Source organism: Sulfitobacter sp. M85 (assembly GCF_029285915.1).
In the GTDB taxonomy this organism is placed as follows: Bacteria; Pseudomonadota; Alphaproteobacteria; order Rhodobacterales; family Rhodobacteraceae; genus Sulfitobacter; species Sulfitobacter faviae.
The window spans coordinates 107,228-121,607 of sequence record NZ_JABECQ010000005.1; the positions used below are offsets into that span (position 1 = coordinate 107,228).

The following is a 14,380-nucleotide window of genomic DNA, read 5'->3' on the forward strand; positions in this document are numbered from 1 at the left end:
AGCGGGTCAGTTCACGCCCGGCGGGAAACCGATCAGCGGCCCGACGATCAGCAAAAAGACGGCAGCGCCCAGCATCCCGTCAAAACGGTCCAACAGACCGCCATGGCCGGGGATCAGGGCCGAGCTGTCTTTGACGCCCATCTTCCGCTTCATGCCCGACTCCGCCATATCGCCCATCTGAGAGGCCATCGACAGCGCCACCGAAATGCCGACAAGTTGCAGGCCAAAGCCGGTATTGAACGAGAAAATCAGCCCGACAACGGCCGCCCCAACCCAGCCCGAAGCAGTGCCGGACCATGTTTTCTTGGGGCTGACCTTGGGCCAGAATTTGGGCCCGCCGATGGCGCGGCCTGCGAAATAGCCCACCACATCGGTCACCACGACCACCAGCACCAGCCACATCAACCAGCCAAAGCCCATGTCATCGCGCAGCTGGATCAGGCCAAAGCCCGCCAGCAGGATCAGCGCGGTAAAACTCATGTAAAGCGTGCGGTTGGCGCTCAATAGTGCAAAGCCCGCCAGCGCCGGAGCCAGCAAAAGCGGCAGACCAAAGCCCACCGGCAGATAAACCGAGGCCAGCACCGCCGCCGCGGTCACCAGCCCCAATTGCCAAGCCGCCGCCTGCCCCTGCCCGCGCAGCATGCCGACCAATTCCCAGACCATCATGCCGCAGATCAGCGCCACCAGCAGATGAAAGACGGTGCCGCCCAACCAGATGCCCAACAGACCGATCAGGATCATCGCACTGGCCGATAGCATACGGGCGCGTAGGTCGGACCATTGTTCAGGTGATTTCATCGCAGCTCTCCTCAGGTCTTGACCGCACCGTACCGCCTGTCACGCCCGCCATAGGCGGCGCAGAGCCGGGCGAATTCCTCGCGGGTGAAATCCGGCCACAGCGTGTCGATGAACTCATATTCCGCATAGGCCGATTGCCACAGCAGAAAGTTCGAAATCCGCGCCTCGCCGCTGGTGCGGATCACCAGATCGGGGTCGGGCAGCACATGGGTATCGAGGTAGCGCGGCAGGGTCTCTTCGTCCACCGAGTCAGGGTCGAGCTTGCCGCTGGCGACATCTTGGGCCAAGCGATGCGTGGCGCGGGCCACCTCATCGCGGCCGCCATAATTGAGCGCGATGGTCAGATTGATGCGGGTGTTATGGGCGGTATGGGCCTCAAGCTCTCCCATGAGCTTGATCAGCTTGTCATCCAGCCGGTCGCGACCCCCAATGAACCGCACCCGCGCGCCATAGTCGCTGAGGCTGCGCATTTCTTTAGAAATATAGCGCCGAAACAGGGACATAAGCCCCGCCACTTCGACCTGCGTACGCTTCCAATTCTCGGTCGAGAAAGCAAAGATCGTCAGATACTCGACCCCCACATCGGGGCAGCATTCGACGATCTCGCGCACGCGTTTGGCCCCGGCATGATGCCCAAAAAGCCGGGGCCGCCCGCGTTGGGTGGCCCAACGGCCATTGCCGTCCATGATGATCGCCACATGGCGTGGCCCGCCGGGTATCGTTTGGGGCTGAATTTCGGCGGTGCTCATGTCTCGACCTTTTTCTTTCAAGTTCTGTCTCCCTGCGTCTTGGCGGGGTCAGACTTGCATGATTTCGGCCTGTTTCGTCTCAAGCTGTTCATCGATGAGCGTGATGAAACGGTTGGTCAGATCCTGCACTTCGCCTTCCCAGATTTTCTGGTCGTCCTCTGACATCGCGCCGTCGTTCTTGGCTTTCTTGATCTGGTCCATCCCGTCGCGGCGGATGTTGCGGATCGAGACGCGCGCGTGTTCGGCGTATTGGCCCGCGACCTTGGTCAACTGGGTGCGGCGCTCTTCGTTAAGCTCTGGGATCGGCAGCATGATGATGGTGCCATTGAGTTGCGGGTTGATGCCCAGACCGCTTTCGCGGATGGCCTTCTCAACCTTGCCGACGAGACCCTTGTCCCAGACGTTGATCGTGACCATGCGCGGCTCCGGCACGTTGACGGTGCCGACTTGGTTCACCGGGGTCATCTGGCCGTAAGCCTCGACCATCACCGGCTCCAGCATGGAGGCCGAGCCACGCCCCGTGCGTAGCGATGCGAACTCGGTCCGAAGCGACGCAATCGCGCCGTTCATCCGCCGTTCAAGATCATCGGTATCGAGCATAAATTCGTCTGACATGGCGAGCCTGCTTGTTGTTTCCTTGCGTTACGGCTTTCTAACGGTGGCGCGGCGCTTTCACAACTGCCCATTGTTGCGCCACCATACGCGCCCCGCGCCCCTGTTGTGAGAGACGCGGGCGGCATCAGGTCAATCGCCCCGCCGTGGGGCGATGCCTTGGAATGCGGGCGGAGTTACCCGACGCGGGTATAGGTGCCCTGCCCCGCCAAGATGCCTTGGAAGCCGCCCGGCTCATCCAGCGAGAAGACGATGATCGGCAGGTTGTTGTCCCGCGCCAGCGCGATGGCAGAGGCGTCCATCACGCCGAGCCGCTTTTGCAGCACGTCGTCATAGCTCACCAGATCATAGCGTTTCGCATCGTCGAACTTGGCCGGGTCCTTGTCATAGACACCATCGACCTTGGTGCCCTTGAAGATCGCCTCGCAGGACATCTCATTGGCGCGCAGGGTCGCGGCGGTGTCGGTGGTGAAATAGGGGTTGCCGGTGCCCGCGGCAAAGATGCAGACCCGCTTCTTCTCAAGGTGGCGCACGGCGCGGCGGCGGATATAGGGCTCGGCCACCTCGTTCATGGTGATGGCGCTGATCACGCGGGTGTGGATGCCCAAGCCTTCGAGCGCCGATTGCATCGCCAGCGCGTTCATCACGGTGGCGAGCATCCCCATGTAATCCGCCGTGGTCCGCTCCATCCCCTGCGCCGAGCCTTGCAGCCCGCGAAAAATGTTGCCGCCGCCGATCACCATGCAAATCTCGACGCCCAGACTGTGCACCGATTGCACCTCACGGGCGATGCGTTCGACGGTTGGCGGATGCAGACCATAGCCGAGGTCACCCATCAGCGCCTCCCCGGAAATCTTTAGCATCACGCGGTTAAAGGAGACTTGGGGGGTGTCTTGGGACATCGGGCACACCTTACTATTTCACCAACCGGGGGAGATTTAAGCCTTGCGGCGGTGAAGGGTTTTCATTTCGCGCCAAAATGTCGCAAATACGCCCAAGGTTCAATGCGGGACGTAAGGAAGACGCAAAGAAATGCCGGATATTTCCAAGGCCCAGATGGACGCCCTGTTGCAAGGCTTGCCGCCCGAACGGCCGGTGTTGATCGCCGGGCCGACCGCCAGTGGCAAATCCGCCCTTGCCCTCGCCATTGCCGAGGCGCAGGGCGGCGTGATCGTCAATGCCGATGCCAGTCAGGTCTACGCCCCCTTGCGCATCATCAGCGCCCGCCCCTCGCCCGAGGAAGAGGCCCGCGCGCCGCATCTGCTCTATGGCCATCTGGCCGAAGATGCGCCCTATTCCACCGGCCATTGGCTGCGCGAGGTGGCCCCGCTGCTGGGCGGCGACCAGAGGGTGATCATCACCGGGGGCACCGGGCTTTACTTCTCTGCCCTGACGCAGGGGCTGGCCGAGATTCCGGCCACCCCGGTAGAGGTACGCGCCCAAGGCGATGAGATGGCGCTCGAAGACCTGTTGGCGGGGCTGGATGCCGAGACCGCCGCAAGCCTCGACCAACGCAACCGCGCGCGGGTGCAGCGCGCTTGGGAAGTGTGGCAGGCCACCGGGCGCGGCCTGTCGGACTGGCAGCGCGACACCGGAGCGCCGCTTTTGCCGCTGGCGGATTGTCTGCCGATCGTCTTCGATGTCGAGCGGGATTGGCTGAACGCCCGCATCGCGCAGCGCTTTGACCTGATGCTCGAGCAAGGCGCCTTGGAAGAAGTCGCCGCCCTCCGTCCGCGCTATGATCCGTCGCTGCCCGCCCATCGCGCCATCGGCGTGCCGGAACTGATCCGCCACCTCGACGGCGACTGGCCGCTGCACCGCGCCCGCGAGGCCGCCGTCGTCGCTACCCGTCGCTTTGCCAAGCGGCAGCGCACTTGGATGCGCAGTAAGATGGCAGATTGGCAGCGGGTGACGCCGGAATAGCCGCCGAGCGGGCGGAATTTCTTGCGTTATCCCAACCCTCCGCTAGCCTGACGTTGAAAATTGCCCTCGTAAGGTTTTCATTTCTCAACGAAAGCGCCGCGTGCCCGAGACAGAGATTCAGACCCAGTCCCTAGCCCAGCTTTCAGCGGGGCAAGACTGGCGGCTGACCCTCGCGCACGACCGCGACCACCATCTTTTGATCTGGATCACCCGGGGCCAAGGGCGGCTGCTGCTCGATGGCCAACGCCGCGGCATCAGCCCGCATAATGCGCTTTGGATACCGGCGCGGTCGCTCTTCGCGCTGGAGCTGGGCTATCAATGTCTGGGCCATGCGGTGCTGATCCCCGAAGACAGTGACGAAAGCCTGCCCGAGACCCCGCGCCAATTGCGCATCCGCGATGGGGCCGCACAATCGGAGATCGCAACCCTCATCGAACAGACCCAACGGGAGGTCCAACAGGCCCGCCCCCTGCACCAAGATGCGCTCAAAGCGCAGGTGGCGCTGATGTCGGTCTGGCTGCGCCGCCAGATCATGGCAGAGGCGCATACCGCCCCCCGGCCCAAGGCAGGCGACAGGCTGAGCGCGCGGTTCTGCGCCTTGGTCACTCAAGGCGCCCCAAAGGGCACCAGCATGGCCGAACACGCCGCAGCTCTCGGCGTGACCCCAACCCATCTGACCCGCGCCGTGAAGGCGGCCACCGGCAAATCCGCTGCTGACCTTCTGACCGAACGCAGTTGCCATGCCGCCCGTCGCCTGCTGGCCGAGACCGATCACACCGCTGCCGAGATCGCCGCCACCTTGGGCTTCGGCTCTGCCGCCTATTTCACCCGTTTCATGCAACAGCACAGCGGCCTGCCCCCCAGCAAACTGCGCTGAGAGCCGGGCCGAAATGTCGCTTTCAGACCCTCAGCATGTCGCAAAAACTCCTCCAAACTCCTCAGCCGAATGTTGACGCGCGGGTGATTTCCGTGCCTCATGGCTGAACCGCTCCGCACAGGGGCGGGGCAATGAACAAGCGCAGGCTGCCAGAAAGACCGCCAAAAGGTCTTCGGCACCCCAGCGCCACAAGGCAGAGAAAACCTGCCACGACAGAACCGGCGCCCCCAAGGCGCCGCACGAATTAAAAAGGCCAAAAAGGCCGCATCGTCGGGCCAAGTCACCGCCCGACCCTGCTACAGGGGACCACATGGGACTATTCATTTTGCGCCGGCTGGGTGTGATGTTGCTGACGGCGCTCTGCCTGACGTTCATCGTATTCTGGCTGACCAATCTCTATCCGAACCTCGAAAAGCTGGCCAAGACCCAAGGCAACTTCCGCATGTCGGACGAGGCCGTGGCCAGCTACCTCGAAGACCGCGGCTACCTGCAGCCCACGGTCGACAAGTTCGGCGAATGGCTGGGCGTGCTACCCGGCTGGGTCACCGAAGGCGAGACGCCCGAGGAAACCTTTGGCCGCTGTTTCGCCCCCGGCACTCCGGTGGAGGACCGCCCCACCCGCTGCGGCATCCTGCAGGGCGATTGGGGTTTCTCGACCGTCTTCAAAGAACCCGTGGGCGAGACGGTGCTCACCCGTCTGGCACTTACCGGCAAGCTGATGTTCTGGGTGCTGGTGCTGATGGTCCCCTCGGCCCTGATCGTGGGCGTGCTGGCGGGGATGCGCGAAGGCTCCAAGCTTGACCGCTCGCTCTCGACCTTCTCCATCGCCACCACGGCGACGCCAGAATATGTCTCTGGCGTGATCTTCATTGCGGTGCTCGCCTCCTCGCGCTTTGGCCTCTCCCCGCTTTTGGCTGAATGGGGCTGGATCGACAGCAAGACACTATTCCTCGGCTCCGCCACCTCGGCCATGAAAGATGCGACCTTCTGGAACTTCTTCCTGCCGGTGCTAACCATCTCGCTCTACGGCATGGGCTATATCGCGCGGATGACGCGGGCCTCGATGACCGAGGTGATGACCGCGCAATATATCCGCACCGCAAGGCTTAAGGGCGTGAAGTTCTCAGAGATCGTGCTGAAACACGCGCTGCGCAACGCACTCATTGCGCCCTTCACCGTCATCATGCTGCAAATCCCGTGGCTCTTGAACGGCGTGGTGATCGTCGAGACCCTGTTTAACTACAAGGGCTTTGGCTGGCTTCTGGTGCAGGCCGCGGCCAATAACGACATCGAACTGCTGTTGGCGGTGTCGGTCGTGTCGGTGATCGTCGTCCTCGTCACTCAGCTGATCTCGGACATCGGCTATGTTTTCCTCAACCCGCGCATTCGCATTTATTAACGGAGCTTGGACATGGAACCTTTGACATGGACCGGGTCGCTCGCGGGGCTCAACATCATCTTCCTCGGTCTCGCGGTGCTTCTGGCCTTGGCCGTAGCGGTGCAGATCGTCGTTTCCTTCTTTCCCGTCAGTGAGGCACGCCAGATCAACCCGGACGGCACCGTCGCCCGACAAGGCGGGCTGGCGGGCGGGGTGAACCGGGCGGTGATCCTGCTCTTTGCGCTGCTGATCCTCGTGCTGCTGATCTATATCATCGCAGGCGCCTTCATGGGGCCGCAAGCGGGCATCATCGGCGGCATGTCGCAGCAGATGCTGCCCGTGTGGATCGCGCTGATCCTGACCTTTGCGCTCTCCCTCCACTTCAAGCGACGGCTCGGCCTTTACGGCAAGCTGTTTGACAGCACCGTCGGCATGATCGGTTTCGCTATCGTAATGTTCTGGGTCTACACCGGCATCTTCGGCGGGCTGTTCGATCTGTTGGTGACGCATGACAGCCTCAGCCAGACCTCGGGGATGAAGAACAAACTGCCCGGCACGCCCCTGCGCAGCCCGGATGAAGGCGAATACCCTTGGTTCCTTCTGGGCGGTGACAACCTTGCCCGCGATGTCTTCTCGCGGCTGATCAAAGGGTCTTGGGTCGTGGTGCAGATCGCGCCGATGGCGACGCTTTTTGCCTTTATGGTGGGGATCACGCTGGGCCTGCCTGCGGGATACTATGGCGGGCGGTTGGATACTGTGCTGAGCTTTCTGGCAAACCTGATCCTCGCCTTCCCGGTGATCCTGCTCTTCTACCTGCTGGTCACGCCCGAGATCGTGCTGACCGGGATCCCGAACTATATGGCGGTCTTCCTGTTCATCTTCCCGCTGATCTTCCTCGCCGTGCTGCTGAACGCGCGCTATTACACGCAACCTTCGTTCCGCACGCCGCTCCTGATTGTGGTGCTGGGGGTGGTCGGCTGGCTCTACCTGTCGCTGGTCTCCACCGACGGGGCGATCGTGGCGACGGACAGCTACCGTATCCCCGGCCTTCCCGGCATGATCGACCTCTTCGACATCGACCCCGGCGTGCTGGTGGTCTTTGTCTCAGTGGTCTTCGTGAACTCGCCCACGGTGTTCCGCATCGTGCGCGGCTTGGCCCTCGACATCAAAACCCGCGACTACGTCGCCGCCGCACAGACCCGCGGCGAAGGCCCGTGGTATATCATGCTATGGGAAATCCTGCCCAATGCACGCGGCCCGCTGATCGTCGATTTCTGCCTGCGCATCGGCTATACCACGATCCTTCTGGGCACGCTGGGCTTCTTCGGCCTCGGGCTGGAGAGCGAGAGCCCCGATTGGGGCAGCACGATCAACGCGGGCCGCCGCTTGCTGTCGCTCTACCCGCATGCCGCCATCGCGCCTGCGCTGGCGCTGCTGAGCCTCGTGCTGGGTCTGAACCTCTTGGCCGATGGCCTGCGCGAAGAATCTCTGCGCGACTAAGAAACATCCTCCGGGGGGCCAGCCCTCCCGGCCCCTTTTGATCCCCCGACTGGGAGAGCCAAATGCCAAAGACTGATCACGACGGTCCCATTCTTGAGATCAACAACCTGTCGATCTCCTTTTTCACCCGTTTGCGAGAGATTCCCGCCGTGATGGATTTCTCCGTGAACGTCCAACCCGGAGAGGCCGTGGGGCTGGTGGGCGAAAGCGGCTGCGGCAAATCCACCGTGGCGCTGGGCGTGATGCAGGATCTGGGTCGCAATGGCCGGATCGTCGGCGGCTCCATCAAGTTCAAAGGACGCGACCTGAGCGAGATGAGCCCCGAAGAGCTGCGCGACATTCGCGGCAGCGAAATCGCGATGATCTATCAAGAGCCAATGGCCAGCCTGAACCCCGCTATGCGGATCGGCAAGCAGTTGATGGAAGTGCCGATGATCCACGCCGGCATGACCGAGAAGGAAGCCTATGCACGCGCCTTGCAAGTGGTAACGGACGTGAAACTCCCCGACCCCGAGCGCATCCTGAAGGCCTATCCGCACCAGCTTTCGGGCGGCCAACAGCAGCGTATCGTCATCGCCATGGCGCTGATGTCCGAACCCTCGCTCTTGATCCTCGACGAGCCGACCACCGCGCTCGACGTGACCGTCGAGGCCGCGGTGGTGGAACTGGTGAAGGATTTGGGCAAGAAATACGGCACTTCGATGCTCTTCATCTCGCACAACCTTGGGCTGGTGCTGGAGACCTGCGACCGGATCTGCGTGATGTACTCCGGCGAGGCGGTCGAGAAAGGCTCGATCGAGGATGTCTTTGACGAGATGCAGCATCCCTATACGCAGGCGCTGTTCCGCTCGATCCCGCTTCCGGGGGCCGACAAGAACGCGCGGCCCCTGAAGGCCATCCCGGGCAATTTCCCCCTGCCCCACGAACGCCCGCCGGGCTGCAACTTCGGCCCGCGCTGCGACTATTTCGTCCCCGGCCGCTGCGACGCAGCGCCGATCCCGATGGAGAGCGTGCCCGGCAACGACCGGCATGAGACCCGTTGCATTCGGTTTCAAGAGATCGACTGGCAAACGGCCTTGGAACTGGCCGAGGTCAAGGAAAAGGGCGATGTCGGTGAGGTCGTCCTCAAGATGGACAAGCTCAAGAAATACTATCAGGTCGCCGCCAATGCCATGTTCGGCGGCGGCAATACCAAAGTGGTCAAAGCCAATGAATCCTTGAGTTTCGAGGCCCATGAGAGCGAAACGCTCGCCATTGTCGGTGAGTCGGGCTGCGGTAAATCGACATTCGCCAAGGTGCTCATGGGGCTGGAAACAGCGACCGAGGGGCATATCTACCTCGACGGGCAAGACATCGGCGGCGTGCCGATTGATGACCGCACGACCAAGAACGTGGCCGATGTGCAGATGGTGTTTCAAAACCCCTTCGACACGCTCAACCCCTCGATGACCGTGGGGCGGCAGATCATCCGCGCGCTCGAAATCTTCCGCATCGGCAAGAACGAGAAAGAGCGCCGCCAGCGCATGCTCGAACTGCTCGATCTGGTCAAACTGCCCCGTGAATTCGCAGGCCGGATGCCGCGCCAACTGTCGGGCGGGCAAAAGCAGCGCGTCGGCATCGCCCGCGCCTTTGCCGGGGATGCGCGGATCGTGGTGGCGGATGAGCCGGTCTCGGCCCTCGACGTGAGCGTCCAGGCCGCCGTCACCGACCTGCTGATGGAAATCCAACGCGAGCAGAAGACGACGCTTTTGTTCATCTCCCACGACCTTTCGATCGTGCGCTATCTCTCGGACCGGGTGATGGTGATGTATCTGGGCCATGTGGTTGAACTGGGCGACACCGATCAGGTCTTCTCCCCGCCCTATCATCCCTATACCGAAGCCCTGCTGAGCGCGGTGCCGATTGCCGATACCAAAGTGAAAAAGAAACACATTGTCCTCGAAGGCGATGTGCCCTCGGCGATGAACCCGCCCCCGGGTTGCCCCTTCCAAACGCGCTGCCGGTGGAAATCTCAGGTGCCGGGTGATCTGTGTGAACGCGAGGTGCCGCCGATGGTGACCATGGCCGATGGGCACCAGATCAAATGCCACCTCTCTGCCCAGCAGTTCGCCGAGATGGAGCCGGTGATCGAGACAGGCACGGCGGCGGAATGAAAAAAGGCGCGGTTCCGAAGAACCACGCCTCATGCCTCAGGCTATTTAGGGGGGAACGGCCTGAGGTTATGGCGATCCGGCCAGCATGTCCAAATCAGACCCGGATTTAGGGATCAACAGGCGAACCGGCAGTGTTCACATTGGCCAGACCTTCGGCCACGACATCCGCGAAGGTAGAGACGAGCGCTACATAGAACTCAGTCTCGGACGGCTGCACGTTGACATAGCCTTCGGGCGCGATCTCATCGCCGCTGTAGGCAGAGATCATCACCGGGAAGCTCAGGCCCGCGTTGTCACCAGTGGGGCTTGTGATATCAACAACGCCTTCCAACTCGTTGAATTCCTTGCTGTCGGGCAGCATGGTCGCGCCGTTCAAAGAGATTTTGCGGATGTCGATCTTGATCTGCGGATCGGACCCATCGCTGCTCATCGGCACGCGCTCTGCCACTTCGGCGCGCAGGTCTTCTTCCAGATCAGGATAGAAATCCATGGCATTGCTGTCAGCCGCGGCGGCGACAGAGGATTCGACGTCGATTTTCGAGACCATGATCTTGTCATCGGCGAAAGCAGAGCCGCTCAGCGCGATAACGCTTACACCAGCGGCAAGGGCGATGTTTTTCATATTCGTCAGCATGTCGTTCTCCTTTGATCTTTCCTCTCTGCGGCGAGAATGCCCCGCTGCAAAGTTTCTGATCAGAGAACACCACGATTGCCCCGGCGGTTCCCAAGAGGGCCGATGCCAGAGGGGCTTACGGGGGTGCAAATAGGCGGACAAACGCCCAAGCGCAGCGCTTACCCCATAAATATCAATGACTTAACTGCCCGTGATCACTTTAACGTAATTGCGGGTTTCCTTGTAGGGCGGGATGCCCCCGTATTTCTTCACCGCCCCCGGCCCCGCGTTATAGGCGGCCAGCGCCAGTTCCCAACTGCCGAAAGCGCGGTACTGCATCTTGAGGTAACGCGCCCCGCCTTCGAGGTTTTGCACCGGATCGGCGGGATCGACACGCAGCGCCCGCGCGGTCTGCGGCATCAACTGCGCCAGCCCCATCGCCCCCTTGTGCGACAGCGCCTTGGGGTTCCACCCGCTTTCCTGCTGCACCAACCGCAAAAACAGATCGACCGGGATGCCATGGCGCGTGGCCGCGGCGCGGGCATGCGTTAGAAAGGCCCCTTTGTAAGACCCGTTGTATTTCGGCACGTCCCATTTCGTCGGGGTGACGACCTTGGGCGGTTGCAGCCGCACGGAGGCGGAATATTGTTTGGATGCCCGATTATCGAGGATGCTTTTCTGCGAGGCAAAGAGCCCCGCGCGGTTCTTGCTGGCGAACATATCGGCAGCCGCTGGTGCCGCCCCCATCGCGATGATCCCGGCTGCCGTCAAACTCACCGCAGCCAGACCGGCCAAAAGTCCCGTCTTTCGCATATCTGCCCCCTGCCGTTGCATTGCGCGCAGTATACTTAATTGCGCCCCTTCTACCAGCCCCCGAAATCCCGGCCATTTCGCGGGCCGTGGCGATGGGCTGCGGGATGGAAAGCCGGTGTCATCCGGCGAACAAGCACGATATAAACAGCCGAATTGGGCGCGCTCGGATTCGCGCCCGACGCAATGACACAGCAATGACAAACGAGGGGGCAAGATGGCCGGCTCAGTGAACAAAGTGATCCTTATCGGCAACCTCGGGCGCGACCCCGAGGTGCGGTCGTTCCAGAACGGCGGCAAAGTGTGCAACCTGCGCATCGCCACCTCGGAGACATGGAAAGACCGCAACACCGGTGAGCGCCGCGAGAAGACCGAATGGCATTCGGTGGCGATCTTTCAAGAAGGGCTCGTCCGCGTGGCCGAGCAATACCTCAAGAAGGGCTCCAAAGTGTATATCGAGGGCCAGTTGCAAACCCGCAAATGGCAGGACCAATCGGGCGCAGACCGCTATAGCACCGAAGTCGTGCTGCAAGGCTTTGGCGGTACGCTGACCATGCTCGACGGTCCCGGCGGCGGCTCCGGCGGCGGTGGTGGCGGCGGCTACGGTGGTGGCGGCGGTGGCGGCTACGGCGGTGGCGGCAACGACTACGGCGGCGGCTATGACAGCGGCCCGTCCTCTTCGGGCGGCGGTGGCGGCGGCGGCAGCCGTGATCTGGACGACGAGATCCCGTTCTAAACCCTATGCGACTTGGGGCGGGGCGCTGTTGCGCCCTGCCCAACCTTTGCGAACGCGGCTATGAGAAACCTTTAACCGCGCCGCAGTAGACCTTTCCCCATCGCGATACCCGCCGGGCAATCATCCGTTCGGCAACAGGATCAGAGGCGCTCCACGCGGGCGCCATGTCAAGACGTCAAGACATGCAGGGTGACGCCTGTCTCAAACGTCCGATTTGGCGGCGCCGCCCTTTTTATAAGTCTACACAATAGCTTAGAGAATTAAGTTAAACCGCCGGGCCCCACCCGCCGCGGGTCACTGCCTTGCGCTCAATGCATCCCCCAACAGCGCCAGCACCTGCTCGTTCTCCGCCTCGGCCCCCGCAAAGGCCTGCCCGATGCCGCGAGCCAGAACAAAGCGCAAACGGCCATCAACCACCTTTTTATCCTGCCCCATCAGCCGCAGCAGTTCCTCGGCTTCGGGCAGATCGCCGGGAATGTCGCGCAGGTCGGTCTTCATGCCCATCTGCACCAAATGGGCGCGCAGACGGCTCGGGTCTTCCTGCGGGCAAAGCCCCAGCCGCGCGGAAAGCTCAAAGGCCAGCGCACAGCCAATCGCCACCCCTTCACCATGCAGCAGCCGGCCGGAATAGCCCGTCGCCGCCTCAAGCGCATGGCCGAATGTATGGCCAAGGTTCAAAAGCGCACGGTCGCCCTGCTCTGTCTCGTCGCGCTCCACAATATCGGCTTTCATCTGAACCGACCGCCGCACCGCTTCGATCCGGGCGGCCATATCGCCCACCGCGAGGGCTGGGCCCTGCGCCTCCAGCCAATCAAAGAACGCCGCGTCGCCGAGCAGCCCGTATTTTACCACTTCGCCGTAACCGGCGAGGAAATCCCGCTTGGGCATGGTGCCCAACACCTCGGTATCCGCCAGCACGAGGCTGGGCTGGTGGAAGGCCCCGATCAGGTTCTTACCTTGGCGCGCGTTGATCCCGGTCTTGCCGCCCACCGAACTGTCGACCTGCGCCAAAAGAGAGGTGGGGATCTGCACGAAACGCACCCCGCGCCGCAGCACGGCGGCAGCAAAGCCCACCAGATCACCGATCACCCCGCCGCCAAAGGCCACGACGATATCGCCGCGCTCCACCTGCTCATCAAGCAGCCAGTCCACGCAGCGTTGAAGATTGACCCAATCCTTGGTCCCCTCGCCGGGGGCGAGTTCCAGTGCAGACATCGCGATGCCCTCGGCCGCCAACCCCTCCCGCAGGGATTGCAGATGCAATGCAGCGACGCGGCTTTCGGTGATGACGGCCACCCGCTTGCGGCGCAGCAGCGGCGCGATCAGCGCGCCGGCATCCCCCAGCAAGCCCGGCCCGATAACCACGTCATACTCCCGCCCCGGCAGGGCGACGGAAACCGTCTCACGCATCCAATCTCTCCAAAACATCGGGCCTTGTCAGCAGCTTGTCGATCACCCGGTTGGCCATGGCGTCAATCGACAGACGCGGATCGCAGCGCACCGAAAGATCCGCCAGCCGGTAAAGCGGCACTCGGTCGCGATAAAGCGCGGCCAGCGTAGCCTTGGGATCAGCCGTGCGCAGCAGCGGACGGCTATCCTTGTAGCGCACCCGGTTCCACAGCAGTTCCAAATCCGCATCCAACCAAAGCGCCACACCGTAAGCCGCGATATTGTCGCGGTTCACCTCGGCCAGAAAGGCGCCGCCGCCGGTCGACAGGATGCAGCGCTCCTCGGCCAAAAGCCGCGCGATCACCTCGGTCTCCCGTTTGCGAAAGAACGGCTCCCCGTCGCGGGTGAAAATCTCAGGCACGCTGAGATTGGCCGCTGCTTCGATCTCCGCATCGCTGTCCAGAAAAGGCGCGCCCAGTTTGGCCGAGACCGCACGCCCTACCGCCGTCTTGCCCGCGCCCATCATGCCAACCAGCGCCACCGTCTTGTTCAGACGGTAGCGGGGCGGCGTTTCTTCGCCATTGGTCATGCTGTGCTTAATTCCGCTCATTTTTCTCTGAATGACGTGATCTTGCCGAAAAGGCCATATATAGTTTGGCAAAATAGCAGAATTCCGGGCAGGCATAAATCATGGGTAAACTTTTCAAGCTTTTGATATTTCTATTGATTGTCGGCTTCATCGGTCTCGTAGGCTATGCCTATGTCGGGCCTTTCTTTGGCGTGGATTTTTCGCCCGAACAGATTGAGACGCGCCAGCCTGTCACGCTGACAGCGGATTGAGC

Annotated in this window: 15 protein-coding genes; 7 read left to right on the top strand and 8 right to left on the bottom strand. The window is 62.2% G+C overall.

Annotation, left to right across the window (positions count from 1 at the left end):
• Window positions 1–6: 6 nt before the first annotated feature.
• From HKX24_RS11260 to pyrH, 4 genes are all read right to left on the bottom strand, one after another.
• Window positions 7–798: a phosphatidate cytidylyltransferase gene (locus HKX24_RS11260; RefSeq protein WP_067261564.1), complete on the bottom strand. Its 792-nt coding sequence runs from the start codon at window positions 796–798 to the stop codon at window positions 7–9.
• A gap of 11 nt (window positions 799–809) precedes the next feature.
• Window positions 810–1,547 (bottom strand): polyprenyl diphosphate synthase, encoded by a 738-nt coding sequence (gene uppS, locus HKX24_RS11265; RefSeq protein ID WP_271693612.1) that lies wholly within the window; start codon window positions 1,545–1,547, stop codon window positions 810–812.
• Between the two features lie 48 nt (window positions 1,548–1,595).
• The gene (gene frr, locus HKX24_RS11270) at window positions 1,596–2,162 is read right to left on the bottom strand and encodes a ribosome recycling factor (RefSeq protein ID WP_067261561.1); all 567 of its coding nucleotides are present in this window, start codon (window positions 2,160–2,162) and stop codon (window positions 1,596–1,598) included.
• A gap of 173 nt (window positions 2,163–2,335) precedes the next feature.
• Complete coding sequence (pyrH, locus tag HKX24_RS11275; RefSeq protein WP_067261559.1) at window positions 2,336–3,061, bottom strand: UMP kinase; 726 nt, start codon at window positions 3,059–3,061, stop codon at window positions 2,336–2,338.
• A gap of 130 nt (window positions 3,062–3,191) precedes the next feature.
• On the opposite strand from pyrH, the gene miaA reads away from it, so the two are divergent.
• The 5 genes from miaA (at window position 3,192) to HKX24_RS11300 (ending at window position 9,990) form a co-directional block, all read left to right on the top strand.
• Window positions 3,192–4,082, top strand: coding sequence for a tRNA (adenosine(37)-N6)-dimethylallyltransferase MiaA (gene miaA / locus HKX24_RS11280; protein ID WP_271693611.1), 891 nt, complete (start codon window positions 3,192–3,194; stop codon window positions 4,080–4,082).
• A gap of 100 nt (window positions 4,083–4,182) precedes the next feature.
• Window positions 4,183–4,959, top strand: a complete 777-nt coding sequence (locus HKX24_RS11285; protein ID WP_271693610.1) for a helix-turn-helix transcriptional regulator — start codon at window positions 4,183–4,185, stop codon at window positions 4,957–4,959.
• A 310-nt stretch (window positions 4,960–5,269) separates the two neighbouring features.
• Window positions 5,270–6,358: an ABC transporter permease gene (locus HKX24_RS11290; protein WP_271693609.1), complete on the top strand. Its 1,089-nt coding sequence runs from the start codon at window positions 5,270–5,272 to the stop codon at window positions 6,356–6,358.
• A 12-nt stretch (window positions 6,359–6,370) separates the two neighbouring features.
• Window positions 6,371–7,837, top strand: coding sequence for an ABC transporter permease (locus HKX24_RS11295; protein ID WP_271693608.1), 1,467 nt, complete (start codon window positions 6,371–6,373; stop codon window positions 7,835–7,837).
• A gap of 62 nt (window positions 7,838–7,899) precedes the next feature.
• Entirely contained in the window at window positions 7,900–9,990 is a 2,091-nt protein-coding gene (locus HKX24_RS11300) for an ABC transporter ATP-binding protein (protein WP_271693607.1), read from the top strand.
• A 106-nt stretch (window positions 9,991–10,096) separates the two neighbouring features.
• Here HKX24_RS11300 and HKX24_RS11305 read toward each other — a convergent pair whose 3' ends face one another.
• Entirely contained in the window at window positions 10,097–10,624 is a 528-nt protein-coding gene (locus HKX24_RS11305) for a hypothetical protein (RefSeq protein ID WP_209218906.1), read from the bottom strand.
• A 180-nt stretch (window positions 10,625–10,804) separates the two neighbouring features.
• Entirely contained in the window at window positions 10,805–11,350 is a 546-nt protein-coding gene (locus HKX24_RS11310; RefSeq protein WP_271689979.1) for a lytic transglycosylase domain-containing protein, read from the bottom strand.
• A 280-nt stretch (window positions 11,351–11,630) separates the two neighbouring features.
• Between HKX24_RS11310 and HKX24_RS11315 the strand changes: the two genes are divergently transcribed.
• Window positions 11,631–12,149: a single-stranded DNA-binding protein gene (locus HKX24_RS11315; protein WP_271693606.1), complete on the top strand. Its 519-nt coding sequence runs from the start codon at window positions 11,631–11,633 to the stop codon at window positions 12,147–12,149.
• A gap of 294 nt (window positions 12,150–12,443) precedes the next feature.
• Here the strand turns inward: HKX24_RS11315 and aroB are convergent, their stop codons facing one another.
• Window positions 12,444–13,559 (bottom strand): 3-dehydroquinate synthase, encoded by a 1,116-nt coding sequence (aroB, locus tag HKX24_RS11320; protein ID WP_271693605.1) that lies wholly within the window; start codon window positions 13,557–13,559, stop codon window positions 12,444–12,446.
• Window positions 13,552–14,148, bottom strand: a complete 597-nt coding sequence (locus tag HKX24_RS11325; RefSeq protein WP_247744652.1) for a shikimate kinase — start codon at window positions 14,146–14,148, stop codon at window positions 13,552–13,554. Before HKX24_RS11325 ends, aroB begins: the two co-directional genes overlap by 8 nt.
• 80 nt (window positions 14,149–14,228) lie before the next feature.
• Between HKX24_RS11325 and HKX24_RS11330 the strand changes: the two genes are divergently transcribed.
• On the top strand, window positions 14,229–14,378 hold the full coding sequence (locus tag HKX24_RS11330; RefSeq protein ID WP_007120408.1) for a hypothetical protein: 150 nt from the start codon (window positions 14,229–14,231) through the stop codon (window positions 14,376–14,378).
• Window positions 14,379–14,380 lie beyond the last annotated feature (2 nt).

Coding starts and splice junctions, on each gene's coding strand:
- HKX24_RS11260 (WP_067261564.1), bottom strand. CDS start 798: ATGAAATCACCTGAACAATGGTCCGACCTACGCGCCCGTATGCTATCG.
- uppS (WP_271693612.1), bottom strand. CDS start 1,547: ATGAGCACCGCCGAAATTCAGCCCCAAACGATACCCGGCGGGCCACGC.
- frr (WP_067261561.1), bottom strand. CDS start 2,162: ATGTCAGACGAATTTATGCTCGATACCGATGATCTTGAACGGCGGATG.
- pyrH (WP_067261559.1), bottom strand. CDS start 3,061: ATGTCCCAAGACACCCCCCAAGTCTCCTTTAACCGCGTGATGCTAAAG.
- miaA (WP_271693611.1), top strand. CDS start 3,192: ATGCCGGATATTTCCAAGGCCCAGATGGACGCCCTGTTGCAAGGCTTG.
- HKX24_RS11290 (WP_271693609.1), top strand. CDS start 5,270: ATGGGACTATTCATTTTGCGCCGGCTGGGTGTGATGTTGCTGACGGCG.
- HKX24_RS11295 (WP_271693608.1), top strand. CDS start 6,371: ATGGAACCTTTGACATGGACCGGGTCGCTCGCGGGGCTCAACATCATC.
- HKX24_RS11300 (WP_271693607.1), top strand. CDS start 7,900: ATGCCAAAGACTGATCACGACGGTCCCATTCTTGAGATCAACAACCTG.
- HKX24_RS11305 (WP_209218906.1), bottom strand. CDS start 10,624: ATGCTGACGAATATGAAAAACATCGCCCTTGCCGCTGGTGTAAGCGTT.
- HKX24_RS11310 (WP_271689979.1), bottom strand. CDS start 11,350: ATGGGGGCGGCACCAGCGGCTGCCGATATGTTCGCCAGCAAGAACCGC.
- HKX24_RS11315 (WP_271693606.1), top strand. CDS start 11,631: ATGGCCGGCTCAGTGAACAAAGTGATCCTTATCGGCAACCTCGGGCGC.
- aroB (WP_271693605.1), bottom strand. CDS start 13,559: ATGCGTGAGACGGTTTCCGTCGCCCTGCCGGGGCGGGAGTATGACGTG.
- HKX24_RS11325 (WP_247744652.1), bottom strand. CDS start 14,148: ATGAGCGGAATTAAGCACAGCATGACCAATGGCGAAGAAACGCCGCCC.
- HKX24_RS11330 (WP_007120408.1), top strand. CDS start 14,229: ATGGGTAAACTTTTCAAGCTTTTGATATTTCTATTGATTGTCGGCTTC.